At 70.8% G+C, this 18,332-nt stretch carries 18 protein-coding genes; 11 read left to right on the top strand and 7 right to left on the bottom strand.

Annotated features, from left to right (window positions below; all coding sequences use genetic code 11):
* Positions 1-61: 61 nt before the first annotated feature.
* Positions 62-1,222 carry a GAF domain-containing sensor histidine kinase gene (locus ACQPYK_RS02885; protein ID WP_433249719.1) on the top strand — a complete coding sequence of 387 codons (1,161 nt, stop codon included), beginning with the start codon at positions 62-64 and terminating at the stop codon, positions 1,220-1,222.
* Positions 1,219-1,851, top strand: a complete 633-nt coding sequence (locus ACQPYK_RS02890) for a response regulator (RefSeq protein WP_433249722.1) — start codon at positions 1,219-1,221, stop codon at positions 1,849-1,851. Before ACQPYK_RS02885 ends, ACQPYK_RS02890 begins: the two co-directional genes overlap by 4 nt.
* Positions 1,852-1,952: 101 nt before the next feature.
* Here ACQPYK_RS02890 and ACQPYK_RS02895 read toward each other — a convergent pair whose 3' ends face one another.
* From ACQPYK_RS02895 to ACQPYK_RS02905, 3 genes are all read right to left on the bottom strand, one after another.
* Complete coding sequence (locus ACQPYK_RS02895) at positions 1,953-2,375, bottom strand: hypothetical protein (protein ID WP_433249725.1); 423 nt, start codon at positions 2,373-2,375, stop codon at positions 1,953-1,955.
* A gap of 164 nt (positions 2,376-2,539) precedes the next feature.
* The gene (locus ACQPYK_RS02900) at positions 2,540-3,250 is read right to left on the bottom strand and encodes a TetR/AcrR family transcriptional regulator (protein ID WP_433249728.1); all 711 of its coding nucleotides are present in this window, start codon (positions 3,248-3,250) and stop codon (positions 2,540-2,542) included.
* Positions 3,251-3,872: 622 nt separating this feature from the next.
* Complete coding sequence (locus ACQPYK_RS02905) at positions 3,873-4,592, bottom strand: hypothetical protein (protein ID WP_433249731.1); 720 nt, start codon at positions 4,590-4,592, stop codon at positions 3,873-3,875.
* A 66-nt stretch (positions 4,593-4,658) separates the two neighbouring features.
* Between ACQPYK_RS02905 and ACQPYK_RS02910 the strand changes: the two genes are divergently transcribed.
* The 6 genes from ACQPYK_RS02910 to ACQPYK_RS02935 all read left to right on the top strand — a co-directional run bounded on the left by ACQPYK_RS02910 (position 4,659) and on the right by ACQPYK_RS02935 (position 9,588).
* Positions 4,659-5,453, top strand: coding sequence for an ABC transporter ATP-binding protein (locus tag ACQPYK_RS02910; RefSeq protein WP_433249734.1), 795 nt, complete (start codon positions 4,659-4,661; stop codon positions 5,451-5,453).
* A 92-nt stretch (positions 5,454-5,545) separates the two neighbouring features.
* On the top strand, positions 5,546-6,463 hold the full coding sequence (locus ACQPYK_RS02915) for an SPFH domain-containing protein (RefSeq protein WP_433249737.1): 918 nt from the start codon (positions 5,546-5,548) through the stop codon (positions 6,461-6,463).
* A gap of 78 nt (positions 6,464-6,541) precedes the next feature.
* The gene (locus tag ACQPYK_RS02920) at positions 6,542-7,297 is read left to right on the top strand and encodes a sulfite exporter TauE/SafE family protein (RefSeq protein ID WP_433249740.1); all 756 of its coding nucleotides are present in this window, start codon (positions 6,542-6,544) and stop codon (positions 7,295-7,297) included.
* A gap of 29 nt (positions 7,298-7,326) precedes the next feature.
* Positions 7,327-7,554, top strand: coding sequence for a hypothetical protein (locus tag ACQPYK_RS02925; RefSeq protein ID WP_433249743.1), 228 nt, complete (start codon positions 7,327-7,329; stop codon positions 7,552-7,554).
* 562 nt (positions 7,555-8,116) lie between these two features.
* Complete coding sequence (locus ACQPYK_RS02930) at positions 8,117-8,719, top strand: hypothetical protein (protein ID WP_433249746.1); 603 nt, start codon at positions 8,117-8,119, stop codon at positions 8,717-8,719.
* Entirely contained in the window at positions 8,716-9,588 is an 873-nt protein-coding gene (locus ACQPYK_RS02935) for a hypothetical protein (RefSeq protein WP_433249749.1), read from the top strand. The genes ACQPYK_RS02930 and ACQPYK_RS02935 overlap by 4 nt, the downstream gene beginning before the upstream one ends.
* A gap of 161 nt (positions 9,589-9,749) precedes the next feature.
* Here the strand turns inward: ACQPYK_RS02935 and ACQPYK_RS02940 are convergent, their stop codons facing one another.
* From ACQPYK_RS02940 to ACQPYK_RS02950, 3 genes are all read right to left on the bottom strand, one after another.
* Positions 9,750-10,616: a Rieske 2Fe-2S domain-containing protein gene (locus ACQPYK_RS02940; RefSeq protein WP_433249752.1), complete on the bottom strand. Its 867-nt coding sequence runs from the start codon at positions 10,614-10,616 to the stop codon at positions 9,750-9,752.
* A gap of 89 nt (positions 10,617-10,705) precedes the next feature.
* Positions 10,706-11,260, bottom strand: coding sequence for an HD domain-containing protein (locus ACQPYK_RS02945; protein ID WP_433258685.1), 555 nt, complete (start codon positions 11,258-11,260; stop codon positions 10,706-10,708).
* A gap of 101 nt (positions 11,261-11,361) precedes the next feature.
* On the bottom strand, positions 11,362-13,527 hold the full coding sequence (locus ACQPYK_RS02950) for a molybdopterin-dependent oxidoreductase (RefSeq protein WP_433249755.1): 2,166 nt from the start codon (positions 13,525-13,527) through the stop codon (positions 11,362-11,364).
* A 222-nt stretch (positions 13,528-13,749) separates the two neighbouring features.
* Between ACQPYK_RS02950 and ACQPYK_RS02955 the strand changes: the two genes are divergently transcribed.
* The 3 genes from ACQPYK_RS02955 to ACQPYK_RS02965 all read left to right on the top strand — a co-directional run bounded on the left by ACQPYK_RS02955 (position 13,750) and on the right by ACQPYK_RS02965 (position 17,446).
* Positions 13,750-14,862 carry a CapA family protein gene (locus ACQPYK_RS02955; protein WP_433249758.1) on the top strand — a complete coding sequence of 371 codons (1,113 nt, stop codon included), beginning with the start codon at positions 13,750-13,752 and terminating at the stop codon, positions 14,860-14,862.
* Between the two features lie 155 nt (positions 14,863-15,017).
* Positions 15,018-16,766, top strand: coding sequence for an SDR family oxidoreductase (locus ACQPYK_RS02960; RefSeq protein ID WP_433249761.1), 1,749 nt, complete (start codon positions 15,018-15,020; stop codon positions 16,764-16,766).
* A gap of 32 nt (positions 16,767-16,798) precedes the next feature.
* Entirely contained in the window at positions 16,799-17,446 is a 648-nt protein-coding gene (locus tag ACQPYK_RS02965) for a TetR family transcriptional regulator (protein WP_433249764.1), read from the top strand.
* Here the strand turns inward: ACQPYK_RS02965 and ACQPYK_RS02970 are convergent.
* Entirely contained in the window at positions 17,422-18,309 is an 888-nt protein-coding gene (locus ACQPYK_RS02970; protein WP_433249767.1) for a hypothetical protein, read from the bottom strand. The two genes, ACQPYK_RS02965 and ACQPYK_RS02970, sit on opposite strands and share 25 nt — an antisense overlap.
* Positions 18,310-18,332 lie beyond the last annotated feature (23 nt).

Consider the following 18,332-nt stretch of genomic DNA (forward strand, 5'->3'; position numbering starts at 1 on the left):
TGATGGACCTAGGACCCACGGCGTAACGCGGCCGGTCGGTCACGGCGCCTAAAGTCTTTCCGTGAACGAAGACCAGGACGCGGCCCCGTATGGGGCGGGCTCCGCCGAGGGCCGGGACGCGGTCCTGTACGCGGTCAGCTCCGCCGTTCTCGCGGTGACCCGGCACCTGTCCGTCCGAGAGGTGCTCCAGGTCATCGTGCGGTCGGCGAGGCAGCTGCTGGACGCCCGCTACGCCGCGCTCGGCGTGCCCGACGACGAGGGGGCGTTCGCCGAGTTCGTCGCCGAGGGCATCTCGGAGGAGGAATGGGACGCGATCGGGCCCATGCCCCGCCAGCACGGCATGCTCGGCGCGATGCTGCGCGAGGGGACGCCGGTCCGGCTGCCCGACATCCGCAGGGACGCGAGGTTCGAATACTGGCCGCGCGCCCATCCGGTGCTCAAGGACTTCCTCGGGGTGCCGATCCGCGACGGCGACCAGGTGCTCGGCATCATCTTCCTGTCCAACAAGCAGATCCCCGGCGGTTTCACCGAGGCCGACCAGCGGCTGCTGACCATGTTCGCCGCGCATGCCGCGATCGCGCTCACCAACGCCCGCCTCTACGAGCGCGGCCGGGAGCTGGCGCTGGCGGAGGAGCGCACCCGGATGGCCCGCGAGCTGCACGACGCGGTGACCCAGAAGCTGTTCTCGCTGCGGCTCACCGCCCAGGCGGCGGCCTCGCTGGTGACCCGTGACCCCGCCAGGGCGCTGGGGGAGCTGGAGCGGGTGGAGCGGCTCGCGGGGGAGGCGCTGGCCGAGCTCCGCGCGGTGATCGTCGAGCTCCGTCCGGCCGAGCTCGACCGCCATGGCCTGGCCGAGACGCTCCGCAAGCACGTGCGTCTGCTGGACCGGCTGCATCCGGCGTCGTTCACGTTCGAGGAGACCCCGGTCCGCGCACTTGAACCGGCGACGGAGGTGGCCGTCCTGAGGGTGGCTCAGGAGGCGCTGCACAACGCCTCCCGGCACTCGGCGGCGCAGGCCGTCGCCGTACGGCTGGGCTGTGAGGCAGACCGTGTGATCCTGGAGGTGCGTGACGACGGGGCCGGGTTCGACGTGGTCGCCGCCGCGGGGCGGGGGCTGGGCATCGCGTCGATGGAGGACAGGGCGCAGGCCCTGGGAGGGAGCGTGCGTGTGACGTCGGAGCCCGGCCGCGGGACCCTGGTGCGGATGGAGGTGCCCGCGTGATCCGCGTGCTGATCGCCGATGATCATCCGATCGTCCGGCAGGGCCTGCGCACCTTCCTGGACCTGCAGGACGACCTCGACGTGGTGGGGGAGGCGGCCGACGGCGCCGAGGCGGTCGCCCTGGTCGCCTCCCTCGACCCCGACGTGCTGCTGCTCGACCTGAAGATGCCGGTTCTCGACGGTCTCGGCACGCTGATCCGGCTGGGGGAGCACGGGCTGGCGCCGCGCGTGCTGGTGCTGACCTCGGTCAGCGATCGGGAGGACGTCGCCCCCGCGATGCGGGCAGGCGCTTCCGGGTTCCTCTACAAGGACGTCGATCCCGCCGCGCTCGTCCAGGCCATCCGCGCCGTCCACGGAGGCCAGGTGCTGCTGGCCCCCGAGGCCGCCGAGGCCATGCTGTCCGCTCCGGCCTCCACGCCCGCGGTCGCCAGGCATGCGGTGCCGTTGACCGACCGGGAGCGCGAGGTTCTCACGCTGATCGCCTCGGGCCGGTCCAACCGCGAGATCGCCCGGGAGCTGGCGGTGGCGGAGAAGACCGTGAAGACCCATGTCTCCAACGTGCTGATGAAGCTGGGCGTGCAGGACAGGACCCAGGCCGCCCTCTACGCGGTACGGCACGGCCTGGCCTGATCGCGTGATCCCGGCGGTTCATGACGGCCCTGGCGTGCCGGCCGTTTCGAGGCCCGCCGGCTCGGCCCCGGATGGCGCGGCCTCATGCGTCGACACTCGGCTCACAACAGTTGTGCCTGTACGAAACCGGCCAGAAGGACGGTGAAGCCGCCGATCTCGCCGACGATCAGCGAGACCATGAACGCGGATGTGCCGCGCACGGGGTGGCGGAGCTGGTTGTCGGTGTCACGACGCCGGCCGTGGTGGACGTAGGTCGCGATCGCGGCCACGAAGAACAGGATCACGACACCGGCCGCCACCAGATTCACCGATGCCGACCAGCCGCTGAGCTCGACGAACACCGCGAGCAGCAACGTCGCGAACGAGTAGAGCAAGGCGGCTCGATGCGCCATGTCCACGTAGGGGTGAGCCACGTGTTCCACCGAGACGGTCATCTGCCGGTACTTCCATACGCCCAGCACCAACGCCGACAGGAAGATCAGCCCTGCCGCCAGCAGGACCACCGTGGTGTCCGTGCTCAGCACCGCTGCGCCACCTCTACCCATGATCGGGCACCTCTCGATAAACTGAACACATATGTTCAGTTTATGGTGAAGGCTGCCGGATCACACGTCAAGCAACCCGTTCACGCACTCCGTGAGGCTGTCACGAGAGCCGGTTGCCGCACCGAGGCCGGGGGCCGGGTGACTCATGCGATCGGTTCCGGGGGATGGTCCGCCGGGGACGGCCGATCCGGTCCGAGCTCGGGAGCTTCGGGCCGGTAGGGCGGAACCTCGGCGTGTCCGGGGGTGTGGGTGAGTGCGCTGAGGACGGTGGCCTCCAGGACCCGTCCCGCGTCGGCGGTCTCCAGACGTCCGGCATCGACCTCGACGGCGGCGGCGTGCAGCAGGCTGTAGACGGCCGTGACCAGCCAGTGGCGGGGGAGGTCGCCGCGGAAGACGCCCTCCTCCTGGCCGCGGGTGATCAGCAGCTCGGCGCGGCGCATCGGCTTGTCGTGCCGGTCGCGGAGCCAGTCGGGGTCCAGGTGGCGGGTCGCCGCCGCCGAGAGGCTGCCGAATCGGTCGAGCGTGCGCCATGAGCTCCGGATCAGTCGCGCCATGGCCTGGTCGGCGGGGTCGTCGCTGCCGATGGCGTCGGCGAGCGCGACGTCGGCCTCGGCGATCGCGCGCACCACGACGGCCTTCAGCAGCACCTCCCTGGAGGGGAAGTGCGCGTACAGGGTGACGCGGCCGACTCCGGTGGTGCGGGCGATGTCGGCCATGGTGACGTCGGGGTTCGCGCGGAAGCAGAGCTGGGCGGCCTCGACGATCGCCGCCATGTTCCGCTCGGCGTCCGCCCGCCGTCGTGGCGAGCCCTCCGTGGAATCCGTACGGCCCCGCCGACCGCTGGTTGGCGTCATGGGCCCAGCGTACGACCGATCTTGCGGGGCCGGATCTGCGTGTCTTGGAGATACCCCTCCCCGGTATTTTCATTAAATCGTACACCGATGTTCGACTTAGCGTCTCGTGGCGGCGGACCGCTCCGGGACGGCGAGAAGAGAACCCTCCGATGAGCCATACCGCGCATGACCCGACACACGCGCTTCCCCGAGCCGAGCCGAGCCGCCGTCGCAGCCGCGCCGCCGGTGGACGCTCGCCCTGATCGGGGTGGCTCAGTTCATGCTGATCCTCGATGTGACCGTGGTGAACATCCCCGTTCACCCTCCCGGCCGCCAGTCGCCGCCAGGCCCGGCCACGCATCGACGTGCCGGGCGCGCCGCTGGTCACCGCCGCCACCGCCTCGCTCATCTACGGCCTGGTCGAAGCCGGTGACACGGGCCGGCCGGTGGCCGCCACCCTGGTGCCGCTCGCGCTCGCCGTCATCCTGTTCCGCCGTCCTCGCCCTCTGGCTCGTACCTGCGGGCAGGCCGCAGGGAATCGGTGGCCCGCATGCCCACTGACGCCGCGGGGACGTCTCACGCCTCCCGGCGTCGCTCCGAGATCGGCAGGAGGTCGACGTCCGGCGCCTCGACGAACCATCGGCTAGACGAGCTCGGTGATGGCGTGGTGGGCGGCCACGCGCGCCCGCCGTACCGCTCGGTCGAGCTCGCGCAGGGCGTTACCGCGGATGGTGATCTGGCCGGAGGTGAGTCCCCGGTCGTCGGCGACCCGGAGCACCGCGGCGAGCCGGGCGGCGAGGGCGGCGACCCGGTGGGCGCGGGCGGGGTAGCCGGGGGCCAGACCGTCGTCGACGGTCTTCACCCGCCGGTGCCCCTGAGCCGGGCCTTCCACGCCGAGCAGAGCGTCGGTGGCCGCGTGCATCGCGAGGGTCAGGGCGTGCTCGGCCTCGGCGAGGGAGGGGATGTCCGGGGCGTTGACGCTGGCCTCCAGCACGCTCCAGCGCACCCCGGCGTACGATGACCCGCGGCGGTCCCGCACGGGGACCAGGCCGAGGCACCTGCTGGGGAGCACGGCTATCGCCGCCTGTCCGGCCTCGATGGCCGCGGAATTGAAGGGGGGCGGTCCGGTGAGTCCGAGTGGGTCGCCCGCGACGGGAAGGGCCAGGCGCAGGGATCTCATACCCTCGACCCGGAGGTCGGCGAGGAAGCCGCGGAGGGGGACGTCGCCGGTTTCTCCGGCGACGAGTTGGGGACCGGCCTGCCGTTCCACGCGGTCGGCGGCCTCGTCGAGGCCGACCTGTCCGGCGAGCCAGGCGTTGCCCCAGCAGACGAAGGTGGCCGAGATCGGTGAATCAGGGTGCACCGATCCACGATATGCGCTTGTCCTGCAATAGGTTTTGTTCGAGCGATTCTCAAGGAGGCGTGAGGGATGGGCGGTCAGGTGCTTCGGCTACAGGACGTCACCGTCCGCAGGGACGGGGCGGCCCTGCTGCGGGACATCGACTGGACCGTTCACGAGGACGAGCGATGGGTCGTCATCGGTCCCAACGGCGCGGGGAAGACGACGCTGCTGCAGGTCGTCGGGGCGATGTTGTTCCCCACCGAGGGCATCGTGGAGATCCTGGGCGAGCGGCTCGGCCAAAGTGACGTGTTCGATCTACGACCCCGCATCGGGCTCGCCAGCGCCGCGCTGGCCGAGAAGGTGCCTCCGGAGGAGAAGGTCATCGATCTGGTGCTCACCGCCTCCTACGCGATCCTCGGCCGGTGGACGGAGGAGTACGACTCCAACGACGTCACCCGTGCCGTCGAGTTGATCGACCAGCTCGGCTGCGCCCATCTGATCCGCCGCCGGTTCAACACGCTGTCCGAGGGCGAGCGCAAGCGGGTGCAGATCGCCCGTGCGCTCATGCCGGACCCCGAGTTGCTGCTGCTGGACGAGCCCGCCGCGGGGCTGGACCTCGGTGGCCGGGAGGACCTGGTCCGCCGGCTGGCGACGTTCGCGCACGACCCCAAGGCGCCGACGATGGTGCTGGTCACCCACCACGTGGAGGAGGTGCCCAGCGGATTCACCCACGCGCTGCTGCTGCGGCACGGCTCGGTGGTCGCCCAGGGGCCGATCGACCATGTGATGACCGCCGAGAACCTGTCGCGGACCTTCGGCGTCCCGCTCAACCTGGAGCGCGGGCTCGACGGCCGCTGGTACGCCCGGGCGCATCATTTCTGAGACCTGATAAGTCGTTCAAGGGTTGACAACGGGAAAACGAAATATCATTTCCGGGCGGGAGATCCACTTGACTCGACCGTCCGGGGTGACCTATGGAATCGCTTATCGCCGCACTTGTCGTGATGGCCGGCGCGGGTTTCTCGCTTTTCCGGGCGGTCCACATCGTTCCTCAGGCCACCGCGGGGATCGTGGAACGGCTCGGCCGCTACCACCGGACGCTCAAGCCCGGGCTGAACCTGGTGGTCCCGTACATCGACCGGATCAGGCAGACGATCGACCTGCGTGAGCAGGTCGTCTCGTTTCCACCACAGCCGGTGGCCACCTCCGACAACCTCGTCGTCTCCATCGACACGGTCGTCTACTTCCAGATCGCCGATCCCCGGGCCGCGACCTACGAGATCGCCGACTTCCTGACGGGGATGGAGCAGCTCACCGTGACCACGCTGCGCACCGTGGTCGGCGGCGTCGAGCTGGAGCGCGCGCTGACCTCGCGCGAGGAGATCAACGCCGGGTTGCGCGGGGCGCTCGGCGACGTCGCCCGGGAGTGGGGCGTCCGGGTCAACCGGGTGGAGCTCAAGTCGATCGACCCGCCCGCGTCCATCCAGGACTCGATGGAGCGGCAGATGCGCGCCGACCGCGACAAGCGGGCCGCCGTTCTCGCCGCCGAGGGGCACAAGCAGGCGGCCATCCTCACCGCTGAGGGGCACAAGCACGCCGAGGTGCTCAAGGCGCGGGGCGAGGCGGAGGCCGTGGTGCTCAGGGCGCAGGCCGACGCCGAGGCGCAGGCGATGCGCGCCAAAGGGGAGGCCGACGCGATCGGCATGGTCTTCCGCGCGATCCACGAGGGCAGGCCGGACCAGCGGCTTCTCGCCTACCAATACCTCCGGACGCTCCCGGAGATCGCCAAGGGCGACGCCAACAAGGTGTGGATCGTGCCGTCGGAGATGGGCGGGGCGCTGGAGAGCCTCGGAGGCCTGTTCGGAGCCAAGGACACCCCCGCCGCCGACTGAGCGGTGACCTTCCTCCTAGCATCCGGTGAGTGCCGTGCACCGTTCATGGGCGCGAGCCGTACGAGTGAGGAGGGCGTCATGACGCCGTGGGAGGCCGCCGCGATCTTCGCGGCCGGAGTCGGAGCCGGGGGCATCAACGCCGTCGTCGGTTCGGGATCGCTGATCACGTTCCCGACGATGGTGGCCGTGGGGCTGCCGCCGATCGTCGCAAACGTCTCCAACAACATCGGTCTGGTGCCCGGGTCGCTGACCGGCGCGCTCGGCTATCGCGCCGAGCTCAAAGGACAGCGTGAGCGGCTGATCAGGCTGGGCGTCGCCTCGATCCTCGGCTCCCTCATCGGCGGCGTGCTGCTGCTCTTCCTCCCCTCCCGCACCTTCAACGTGGTCGTGCCGGTCCTGATCGCTCTGGCGTGCGTTCTCGTGGTGATCCAGCCGCGGCTCAACAGCTGGTTGAGCGCCCGCAGGGAGGATCCCCATCCGCACGGCGGGCCGTGGCTGTGGATCGGGGTGTTCGCCGCCGGGATCTACGGAGGCTATTTCGGCGCGGCCCAGGGAGTGTTGCTCATCGGGCTGCTCGGCAGCTTCCTCGACGATGACCTGCAGCGCGTCAACGCCGCCAAGAACGTGCTCTCGCTGCTGGTCAACGCCACCGCCGCGGTCCTTTTCACGGTGGTCGCGGAGGTGGACTGGCGAGCGGTGGCGCTGGTCGCCCTGGGTGCCACGATCGGCGGTTTCCTGGGTGCGAAGGTCGGCAGAAAGCTGCCGGCCCCCATTCTGCGCGGTTTCATCGTTTGCATCGGTATTCTGGCGATAATCAAACTGGTGTACGGATAAACTGATCAGTTTTTGGGTATGAAACGGATATGAAGGGCGACAAGGTAGAGATCGTCATCGACGCGGGCGACAGTTCGCGTACCTACGAAGTCGTTGCCACCAAGGCGGGCCGCCGGGTCGAGGTGGCCAACCGCCGTGGTGGCGTGGTCGAGGTGAGCGAGGTCACCCGTAGCGGTACGGCCGTGCGCACCGCCCGGTTCATGTCCAGCCGGATCCTTGCCCTGGTCGAGCACCCGGCCGACGGCAAGCCGGACTGAGGTCTTCCGGGCGGACGGGCCGGACGTCGGCTCTGTGCCGGGCCCTGCGTCAGCCCGGTGTCGGCCGCGTGCCGGACCCGCCGCCGGACCTGTCGCCGGGTCCGGTGACGGCAGGGGGTGACGGCGGAGCAGTGAATCATCCGGGCATCGTAAAGCACGATTTGATAAATCGCGATAATTCAGCGGAGAAGTCTCGCGGCGTGACCGTGCCGGGGGTAATCATGGGCATGTGTCGCGACCCCGCCCCGTGCGTGCCATTCGCATATTCGCCGCGCTGCTGACATCCTTGTCCCTTTCCCTTGCCGCCTGTTCCGCCGACCCTGCCGGGCAGAGCTCCGGTGCCGGAGACCCGGGTGTTTCCGGGCATTCCAAAAACGGGGATTACGGAAAAATCGGAAAGTCGGGAAACAATAACGGTAACGGCGGCACCGGCCTGAACGGGAAAGGGAAGGAAGAGGAGCCCGTCATCAAGGTGGCGGGCCCCACCCTTTCCGGAGACTTCCCCGCCATTCTCGGTGAGTTCTCACCGTCGGGTCCGTTCCCCAGCGTCCAGTGCATATTCATGTACAACGACAAGACGGACGCGGAAGTGAAAGTGGTGGGGGTGTCCGTGTCGCAGCGGCCGGCCACGCCGCAGGTCTTCACCATCGCGGGCGCCGGCACCCGATGCGGCGAGCCCTCCTACACGCTGAGCCGCACGTGTGCGGGCTCCTCCCTGCCGCGGATCAACGTGGACGAGTTCCGGCCGCTCTGGGAGGGCCCCCTTCACGAAGGCATATGCGTCGTCGCGGTCCGGGTACGCAGCCGGCCCGCGGTCGACGCGCACGGCACACTGGTGCTGACCCTGCAGACGGAGTGCCGCGATCCCGAACCCGCGGACGGTCCCTGCGCCGGGTTGACGGACAAGGATCCCCGGCCCTCAGCGGACCGGCCCGTCCCGGTCCGCTGGACCGACTCCTCCTGGATCCTGCGCGCGTGCGCCGCCCCGAGCGGCGGAACACCCGAGGAGGAGTGCACGCCGCTCGACGGGAACCCTGACGAGAACTCCGGCGGCGAACCGTCCGCGAGCCCGGAGCCGCCCCCGACCGCCGACGCCTCCCCGACCGCCGACGTCTCCCAGAGCGCCGGCACGTCGTCGGAGCCGTCCGCCCCGGACGGCTCGTGACGGAGGAGGAAGCCGGCCAGGGGCGGCAACTGGAGAACAGGCTGGTCGCCGTCGCGGGCGTCCTCGCGCCGACGACGGTGATCGGCGGGTTGCTCCTCTACTTCGGGTACGTCGCCACCTACGCGCGCTTCCTGTATTTCGGCGTGGAATTCGAGGTGGTCGACCTCGCCCCCCAGGACCTGGTGCTGCTCGGGGTGGAGGCGTTGTACGTCCCGCTGGGGCTGATCATCCTCGTGGTGCTCGCCGGGGTGCTGCTCTACCTGCTGGCCTGGCCCGCCTACGGTGACCGCGTCGGCAGGAGGGCGCGGGTGGTGGTCACGGTCGCCGCCGTCGCCGTCGGCGTCGCCCTCACGATCCGCGGCATCATGGGCGTGGTGGTGCCGGAGATCGCGGCGACGGAACGGCCCATCGCCCTGACGCCGCTCAGCATGGCCGTGGGCGTCCTGCTGCTCACGGCGGGACAGCGGCTCCTGCTGCGCGCGCTGGGCCGTGCGCCGCATCGAGCGGAGCGTGCGGCCCTGCTGCTGGCGGCAGGGGTGGTGGTGCTCTCGCTGATCTGGGCGACCAACAGCTTCGCCCATGCCACCGGGCGGGGGCAGGCGGTGACCCAGTTGGAGAGACTGCCGCAGCGGCCCGAGGTGATCCTGGACACCAAGGAGGCACTGGAGATCGTCGTCCCCGGCGTCCGGGAACACCGGCTGAAGAAGGGGAAGGCGTTCCGGTACCGCTATCGAGGGCTGCGTCTCCTGGCGGAGTCGAACGGACGGCTCTTCCTCGTGCCCGCGACCTGGGCCGAGCACCACGGCACGCTGGTCGTTCCGCTCGACTCCGCGGTCCGGGTCCAGTTCGTCCCGCCGCCCCCGCCATGACCGCGCCGACCCCGCCCGGCGTCACCGCTCGCCGTACCGGGGCACGACCTGCCCGGCGTCACCGCTCGCCGTACCGGGCACCAGGACCCGCCCGGCGTCACCGCTCGCCGTACCGGTGCCCCGGAGGACACCGAACACGGTGAGGGAATGCGATCGCCGTGCTAGGTCAGGGCGGGGCGGACCTGCAGTACCCCGTCGCGGCGCACCCGGGTCTCGAAGGACGGCTGCGGGGCCGTGGCGGGGCCGTGCGCGACCGTTCCGTCCGACAGCCGGAAGGTGCTCCCGTGCCATGGGCACACCACGCAGGCGGTGCCCTCCTCGGAGATCAGGCGTCCCTGGTGCAGCGGTCCGGCCAGGTGGGAGCAGTTGTCGGCGAGCACGGTGACGCCGTCGCCCACCCGCAGCACGAACAGGTCGATGTAGCCGAGTCGCCGGGTCACCGGGCGTCCGTCGGGCAGGTCGCTGATCTCGCACAGATCGTGCCAGCCCAGCGGGACCAGGTGGCCGACGGACTCGGCGTGATTGGCCCCGGCCGCCTGCCGGTAGGCCAGGTGTCCACCGAGGTAGCCTCCCAGGCTCGCGGCGCCCAGCCCGGCGAACGACAACAGCCGGCCACGCCGTTCGTCTCCGGCGAACCGCAGGGCCAGCGAGCCGGTGTAGAGGCCCAAAGCGGTCAGATTGGCGATCGCATGCACGAACCCGACCCGTTGCTGTTCCCGGTGGAGCACCGACCAGTCGGTGATGCCCGCCGCCGCGGCGGGCGCCGCGGTGGCGATCCCGCTGGCGAGCAGTGCCCGTATCGCCCGCGGATCGGAGCGGATCACGTCGAGCACCGCTGCGGCCGCCCAGAAGCCCACGCTGGCGTTGGCGAGCGGCGGATGAAGGGGTTTACCGAGGGGCACCCCGTGCAGCAGGTCACGTAGCCGTCCCGGCCCTATCCGCCGGCGCACGGCCTTGGCCACCGCCTGGATCGGCCGGTCCATCCTGGTCGACCGCTCGACCCGGTCGGTGAGGTCGACCGGACCCACCAGACGCCTGAAAGTCTGACGTCCTGTTTTCACTGTTTCCTTCACTCTCGCCCCCCTTTCAACCCATAGGGACCTACCCGGGAATGAGGTTATGCACGCGCCAGATGCCCCCGGCTGACGGAGAGCTCGATGATCTCGGTGGCATAGGCGCCCAGGGTCACCGAGCCCTCCTCGATGATCCTCACCTTCTCCAGCACCTGCTCGGCCGTCACCTTGTAGAGCGACCAGGTGCCGCCCTCGTTGTGGTGGTTGGCCATGATCGGCGCGATCCTGTCGAGGGCCTTGGCGAACCTGGCCTCGGGGGTCTTGCGCTCCTCGAACTCGTCCCACAGCGCGCGCAGCCGCTTCGCCTGGTCGTCGGGGAGCAACCCGAAGATCCGGTCGGCGGCCTTGCGCTCGATGCCGAGCTGGGCCTCGACGGCGCGGGCGTCGTAGATGAACGTGTCTCCGGCGTCGATCTCGACGATGTCGTGGACGAGCAGCATCGCGACGACCTTGTCCAGGTCGGTGCCCGCGGGGGCGTGCTCGGCCAAGACCATCGCCAGCATGCCCACGTACCACGAATGCTCGGCGTCGTTCTCCCGCCGCGACCCGTCCATCAGGGTGTTGCGGCGGACGACGCGTCTGAGCTTGTCGATCTCCATGGCGAAGGTGAGCTGAGCGTGCAGGCGGTCCTGTTCTGGAGGGGTGGTCACCCGCGCAAGCCTAATGCGAGCCGATCCCCCTTTTCCGAACGATCATGGGATCATGCGGGGCTGACCGTTACCGGAACCCCGTTGAACACGGCGTTTCCGGATGGGATGTCGATCACCGACTCGTCCGTCAGCATGTTCGCGTTGACTCCCGCGTGCTCGGCCGCGACCGCCTGCGCGGTCCCGGCGTGTCCCCACCCGTGGGGCAGGCTCACCACTCCGGGCATGATCGAATCGGTGGGTTCCAGCGGCACGACGAGCTGCCCGCCGGCCGAGCGCACGAGCGCGTGCCCGCCGAGCCCGAGCCTGGCCACGTCGGCCGGGTTGATCTGCAGCGTGCACCGGTTGCTTCCACCGACCAGCGGTCCCACGTTGTGCAGCCAGCTGTTGTTGGAGCGCAGGTGGCGCCGTCCGATCAGCACGATCTCCGCGGGCCGTACGGCCAGCCGCTCCCGCAGCCGCGCGAGGTCGGCGACCAGCTGCCGCGGAGCCAGCTCCACCCGTCCCGAGGCCGTGCGCAGCACCTCCGCCAGCCGCGGCCGCAGCGCGCCCAGGTCGATGCCGTGCGGGTTGGCCAGGAGCTCGGCCAGGGACAGACCGTAGGGGCCGAGTCTGAGCATGGCGTCCAGCCGCCGCTCGGCCCCGGTGGACCCCTCCAGCGAGGCGCGCAGCTCGGCCGCCTCCCGGCCCTCGACCGGCGAGCCGGGTGTCTCGACGGCCTTGCGCAGCATCTGGTCGATGATCGACTCGTCGAGGGCGGCCGGATCGGCGTCCGCCCCCCGCCCCGAGGCGATCATCGTCAGCCGCGCCAGGATCTCGGCCTCCGACGGCCGTCCCGGCTCCAGCGGCAGGACCGGCGGGGAGAACCTGGCGTAGTCGCGCACCGCGAAGGACAGCAGCGAGAAATCGTAGTGCGGCGTCTGCAGCACGCGCGGCGGCGGCAGGATGACGTGCGCGTGCCTGGTGGTCTCGTTCAGGTACGGGTCCACGCAGACCATGAACTCCAGGCCGCCGAAGGCCCGGTCCAGCCGGTGACCGCCCGGCGCCGACAGCACCGGGTTGCCCGCCACCGTGACCAGCGCCCTGACCTGTCCCTCGCCCGGGGTCTCGATCTCGTCGACGAGAGTGGCCACCGGCAGCTCGCCGTTCGCCTCCGGCAGCGCGCGGACGCGGCTGTGCCAGCGTCCCGTGGTGTACGGCCTGCTCCTGCGGCCGGTCTCCACGGCGGGCTTGGCGAACATGACGCCTCCGGGCCGGTCGAGGTTGCCGGTCAGGACGTTGACCACGTCGACCAGCCACTGCGCGACGGTGCCGAACTCTGCGGTGCAGGTGCCGATGCGGGCGTAGACGGCGGCCGTGGGAGCCGCGGCCAGCTCGCGCGCCAGCCGCGCGATCTCCCCGGCGGGCACCCCGCACATCGGCGCCACCGTCTCCGGCGCGAACTCCTTCGCCAGCCGCCGGACCTCCTCCAGGCCCTCGACCTCGACGCAGACCGCGGTGAGGCTCTCTGCGAAGAGGGTGTGGACGATGCCGAGCAGCAGATAGGCGTCGGTGCCGGGCCGTACGAACAGGTGCTCGTCGGCCAGGGCGGCCGTCCTGGTGCGGCGCGGATCGACGACGACGAGCTTGCCGCCGCGCCTGCGCAGCGCCTTGAGCCGACCGGGGAAGTCGGGGGCGGTGCACAGCGAGCCGTTGGACTCCAGCGGGTTGGCGCCGAGCATCAGCAGGTGGTCGGTGCGGTCCAGGTCGGGCACCGGGATGGCCAGCGGGTCGCCGAACATCAGGCCGCAGGAGACGTGTTTCGGCATCTGGTCGGCGGTGCTGGCGGAGAAGACGTTGCGGGTGCCGAGCGCGCGGATCAGCGCCGGGCCGTACAGGGCGCCGGCCATGGAGTGGGCGTTCGGGTTGCCGAGGTAGACGGCCAGGGACTGGCGGCCGTGGGCGTCGACGACACTCCCGAGGCCCCGTTCGACCACCCGGAAGGCCTCCTCCCAGGTGACCTCACGCCACTGGTCGCCGGTGCGGACCAGCGGGACGCGCAGCCGGTCGGGATCCTCGTCGAGGCGGCCCAGGCTCGCGCCCTTGGGGCAGACGAACCCCTTGGAGAAGGGGTCGTCCGGATCACCTTTGACCGATGTGACGCGTTCGGTGTCGTCGAGCGTGAGCCGCAGGCCGCAGACGGCCTCGCAGAGGGGGCAGGTCCGGTGCGCGGTTCTCATCGGCACTCCTGGGTTCGACGAATGAACCCATCATGGCCCGGCTCAAGGACGAGGGGAAGGCGCTCGGAGGGCCTCGCGCGGTCGGTCGTCCTCCACGCGGCACACGCCATGCCCATAACGTGAACGATTGAAATGATTGAGTCATCCAAGTTTGGAGGAATCGGGTCTTCGACGGCCAAGTTGTGCCACATACCACTGATCAGATGGCATCCTCAGATACCGATGGACATGTATATCCCGCGCCGCCTCGGTATGGCCGCCGCCGCCGCCGCCCTTTCCGCTCTGCTCCTGGTGGCCTGCTCGGCGGCCGAATCCTCGACGCCGAAGACGACGCCGGACGTCGCCGAGAAGCCGACCACGCCGGACGAGGCCATGCCCACCCCCGAGCGCGAGCCGTACACGATCTCCTTCGGAGGCGACGTGCACTTCGAGGGGGTGCTGCGATCCCGGTTGGACGCCAACCCGCGGACCGCGCTCGGCCCCATCGCCAAGGTACTCAGCCGTTCCGACCTCGCGATGGTCAACCTGGAGACCGCGATCACCACCGGCGGCACCCCGGCGCCGGGCAAGCAGTTCACCTTCCGGGCTCCCGCCTCCGCGCTGACCGCGCTGAAGGCGGCCGGGGTGGACGTCGCGTCCATGGCCAACAACCACGGCATGGACTACATGCAGAGCGGGCTGACCGACTCCCTGGCCGCGATCAAGCGCTCGAAGTTCCCGATCGTGGGTGTGGGCAGGAACGAGGCCGAGGCCTACCGGCCGTGGCGGACGACCGTGAACGGCAACCGTGTCGCCGTCATCGGCGCCACCCAGGTGCTCGACTCCGAGTTCATCCAGGCGTGGACGGCGAGCGGTGACAAAGGCGGCCTGGCCTCGGCCAAGAACGAGGCGCGGCTGATCCAGGAGGTGCGCAGGGCGCGTAAGAACTCCGACACGGTCATCGTCCACCTGCACTGGGGCACCGAGCTGCAGAAGTGCCCGAACGAGGCCCAGCGCGACCTGGCCCCCAAGCTGGTCGCGGCCGGAGCCGACGTCGTGGTGGGCGGCCACGCGCACATCCTGCTCGGCGGCGGCTACCTGAAGAACAGCTACGTCAACTACGGCATGGGCAACTTCGCCTTCTACAACTCGGGCCCGGAGACCGGCAGGACCGGCGTGCTCACCCTGACGATCGACGGCCGCAAGGTGCTCAAGGAGCAGTGGACCCCGGCCACGATCCAGGGCGGGGTGCCCATCCCGCTCAACGGCGCCGGCCGGCAGCAGGCCGTCGCCGGCTGGAAGGCGCTGCGCGGCTGCACCGGCCTGTCCGTCAAACCCGCTACCGGCCTCGGCTGAGCCCGCCACCGGCCTGTCCGCCGAACCCCCCACCGGCCTCGGCCGAGTCCGCCGCAGCCCTCGGCCCAGCCCGCCGGTCTCGGCCGCGGGCCCGGCTGGGGGAGCCCTGTCTCGCCGGGTTACTGTTTGGACAATCCGTCCAGTAGGAGGCCGCGATGCGATGGGTCGAGTCCGGTGACGTACGGCTGGCGCTGTTCGAGGAGGGCGATCCAGCCGCTCCCACGGTGCTGCTGATGCACGGCTACCCCGACACGCACCGCGTCTGGGACGAGGTCGCCGGCCTGCTGAAGGACCGTTTCCACGTGGTCCGCTACGACGTCCGGGGGGCCGGGAGCTCCAGCGCTCCGCGCGACCACGCCGGCTACGCCTACGACCGTCTGGCCGCCGACCTGGCGGCCGTCCTCGACGCCGTGGGCAAGCCGGCCGTGCACCTCGTGGGCCACGACTGGGGCTCCATCCAGGGATGGGAGCTGGCCGGCAGGCCGGGAATCAAGGAGCGGATCGCCTCCTTCACCTCCTTCGGCGGTCCCGGCCTGGAGCAGGCCGCCCACTTCATGAGACACGGCAGGCGCAGCGAGGTCGCCGGGCAGCTCCTGCGCTCCTGGTACATAGGGGCGTTCCAGGCCCCGGTGGTCCCCGAGCTGGCCTGGCGCACCGTGATGCCCCGCATCCTGGAGCGGACCATGCGGCTCTCCGAGGGGATCACCCCGCGTCCCGGCCACCCGGCGGACACCCTCGTCGAGGACGCGGTGAACGGCCTCGGCCTGTACCGGACGAACATGTTCGCCACGGGTCGCCCCCCTCGCGCCGAGCCCGTCGTCGAGACGCCGGTCCAGCTCATCGAGAGCACCGGGGACGTCTTCGTCTCGCCCGCGCTCCTGGCCTCCCTGCACCGGTGGGTGCCGCGGATGTGGCACCGGCGGATCGCCGCCGGGCACTGGGCGCAGCGCAGCCATCCGGAGGTCATCGCCAGGATGATCGCCGAGTTCGCCGGGCACATCGAGGGCGCGCCGCCCTCCAGGGAGCTGCGCCGGGCCCGGGTGGGGGAGCGCCGGCCGTACGAGGACCGGCTGGTGGTGATCACCGGGGCGGGCAGCGGGATCGGACGGGCCACCGCGCGGGCCTTCGCCTCGCACGGGGCCGAGGTGATCTGCTCCGACATCGACCTCGCCGCCGCCCGGCGCACCGCCGACGCCATCTCCAAGACCTGGCGTACGGCACACGCCTACCGGGTGGACGTCGCGGACGCCGCGGAGATGGAGCGCTTCGCCGAGCGCGTCCGGGGCGAGCACGGCGTGCCCGACATCGTGGTCAACAACGCCGGCATCGCGGTCGCCGGCCGATTCCTGGACCACTCGGCCGACGACTGGCGGCGGACCCTGGACGTGAACCTCTGGGGCGTCATCCACGGCTGCCGCCTGTTCGCCGCCCAGATGGCCGAGCGCGGCGAGGGCGGCCACATCGTGAACATCGCCTCGCTGGCCGCGTTCGTCCCCAGCAGGACGCTGCCCGCCTACTCGACGTCGAAGGCGGCGGTGAAGATGCTCAGCGACTGCCTGCGCGCGGATCTCGCGGGTCAGGGGATCGGGGTCACCGCGATCTGCCCCGGCTTCGTCTCCACGGCGATCGCGGACAACGCGACCTACGTGGGCGGCGGCGACGCGCCGGTGGACCGCGCGGCCCTGGCCGCCGGTGCGGACCGGGCGCTGGCCCGGCGCGGATATCCACCGGAGCGGGTGGCCGCGCACATCCTCCGGGCGGTGCACCACGACCGGCCGCTCGTCGCCGTGAACGCCGAGGGGAAGATCGGTTACGCGCTCTCGCGGATCTCTCCGGCGGCCCTGCGCCGCCTGGCCAGGCTCTCCGGGACCGGAGAAATCTCGCGATTGCTGGATAGGGACTGACCCGAAGGGGGTCGGGCGGGCAAGATGGTGGGGTGTCCCCCCTGCCTGTCGAAGAGCCCGGCGAGGCCTCGCTGCGGCGTCAGCCCACCCAGCGACGGAGCGCGCGGCGTGTCGAGAGGATGCTCGACGCGTGCGCCGACCTCCTGGACGAGGTCGGTTACGACGCGATGTCCACCACCCGCATCGCCGAGCGCGCCGGTGTCGCGATCGGCTCGGTCTACCAGTTCTTCCCCGACAAACGGGCCATCGTCCAGGCGGTGACCCGGCGCCACGTGGAGCGCTTCGTCTCCCGCGTCGGGCGGCGTTTCCTGTGGGAGGACTACGCCGGCTGGTGGGACGCGGTCGACGCGATCATCGACGAATACGTGGAGATGCACCGGACCGTCCCCGGTTTCCGCTCCCTGCACTTCGGTGACGTGGTCGATCTCAACCTGCTCGACGGGGTGTCCGACAACAACACGGTGATCGCCGGCCGGCTGCGCGGGCTCCTTCTCCAGGAGTACGGCCTGACCGACAGCGAGGAGCTCGACCTGGCCATCCTCGTGGCGGTCGAGGCCGGAGACGCGGTGCTCAAGCTGGCCTTCCGGCGCGATCCTTGCGGGGCCCCGGAGATCGTGGCCGAGGCCAAGCGCCTGGTGCGGGGCTACCTGAACCGTCAGTTCGCCGGCGCCTCGGTCTGACCGGGGCCGGGGCGGCCGGCCTCCTGCCCGGAGCCGTAACCGGAGTCGGAGCCGGAGCCGTCGGGATCGGAGTCGAACCCGGGGTCGGAGCCGTCGGGGCCGGAGTCGAACCCGGGGCCGGAGCCGGAGTCGCCGGGGCTCCGGCCGGGCGGGGAGTAACCATCGGCCTGCTCGGAAGCGGGTCGGCCGGCGCTCCGCCCGGGAGAGTAGCCGGTTGCCCGATCAGAGCCGGGGCGGCCGGTTCCCCGATCGGCCGTGGTTCCCCGATCGGCCGTGGCGCCGTCGGTCCTCGCGGGGATCTTCCGCAGCGACCCGGACGGCAGCGGCTCCTCCTCGACGGCGTCCTGCTCGGAGATGATGATCCGCTCCCGGTGGTCCCGCCGCCCGTTCCCGTTCTCGCTCCCGTTTCCGCGCTCGTCTTCGGCCAGGGCCGGCCGGTCTCCGATCCTCCCGCCGTCCGGTTCCGCAGGTTCAGCCGGTTCGGCCGCTTGAAGTTCGGCGGGCAGGGGCTCGATCCGCAGGCCCTCGGCCGGTTCGGGTTCGGCCGGGAGCGCCTCCCGCGGCAGGGCCTCGACCGGCACGGGGATGAGGGCGGGGGGTGCGTGCGGCTTCCCGCGTTTCGTCGGGGACAGCGGCAGGATCGCGCAGGGCATCGCCGGGACGGCGATCGTCTGGAGCCGGGGCTGCTCGGCCGCCGCGAGCAGCCGCTCCTCGTGGAGACGGCTCTCCAGGGAGAGGAGATCGCGGTAGGCCCGCTGGACGGCGTCCATCTTGGCGGACAGATATCCAGCCGACCCGGGAACGAGCACGGAGAGACCTACCAGGAACGTCAGCGTGAAGGTGGTCTGCTTGGACATACCCATCGCAGCTCCTTCGAACAGCAGCG

It is taken from the genome of Streptosporangium sp. CA-135522 (genome assembly GCF_050949235.1).
Lineage (GTDB): Bacteria > Actinomycetota > Actinomycetes > Streptosporangiales > Streptosporangiaceae > Streptosporangium.

Bases quoted from the DNA above. Each gene is read 5' to 3' on its own strand.
- ACQPYK_RS02920 (WP_433249740.1), top strand. From the start codon at position 6,542: ATGACGCCGTGGGAGGCCGCCGCGATCTTCGCGGCCGGAGTCGGAGCC.
- ACQPYK_RS02915 (WP_433249737.1), top strand. From the start codon at position 5,546: ATGGAATCGCTTATCGCCGCACTTGTCGTGATGGCCGGCGCGGGTTTC.
- ACQPYK_RS02970 (WP_433249767.1), bottom strand. From the start codon at position 18,309: ATGGGTATGTCCAAGCAGACCACCTTCACGCTGACGTTCCTGGTAGGT.
- ACQPYK_RS02900 (WP_433249728.1), bottom strand. From the start codon at position 3,250: ATGACGCCAACCAGCGGTCGGCGGGGCCGTACGGATTCCACGGAGGGC.
- ACQPYK_RS02950 (WP_433249755.1), bottom strand. From the start codon at position 13,527: ATGAGAACCGCGCACCGGACCTGCCCCCTCTGCGAGGCCGTCTGCGGC.
- ACQPYK_RS02945 (WP_433258685.1), bottom strand. From the start codon at position 11,260: ATGGAGATCGACAAGCTCAGACGCGTCGTCCGCCGCAACACCCTGATG.
- ACQPYK_RS02930 (WP_433249746.1), top strand. From the start codon at position 8,117: ATGTACAACGACAAGACGGACGCGGAAGTGAAAGTGGTGGGGGTGTCC.
- ACQPYK_RS02960 (WP_433249761.1), top strand. From the start codon at position 15,018: ATGCGATGGGTCGAGTCCGGTGACGTACGGCTGGCGCTGTTCGAGGAG.
- ACQPYK_RS02925 (WP_433249743.1), top strand. From the start codon at position 7,327: ATGAAGGGCGACAAGGTAGAGATCGTCATCGACGCGGGCGACAGTTCG.
- ACQPYK_RS02910 (WP_433249734.1), top strand. From the start codon at position 4,659: ATGGGCGGTCAGGTGCTTCGGCTACAGGACGTCACCGTCCGCAGGGAC.
- ACQPYK_RS02955 (WP_433249758.1), top strand. From the start codon at position 13,750: ATGGACATGTATATCCCGCGCCGCCTCGGTATGGCCGCCGCCGCCGCC.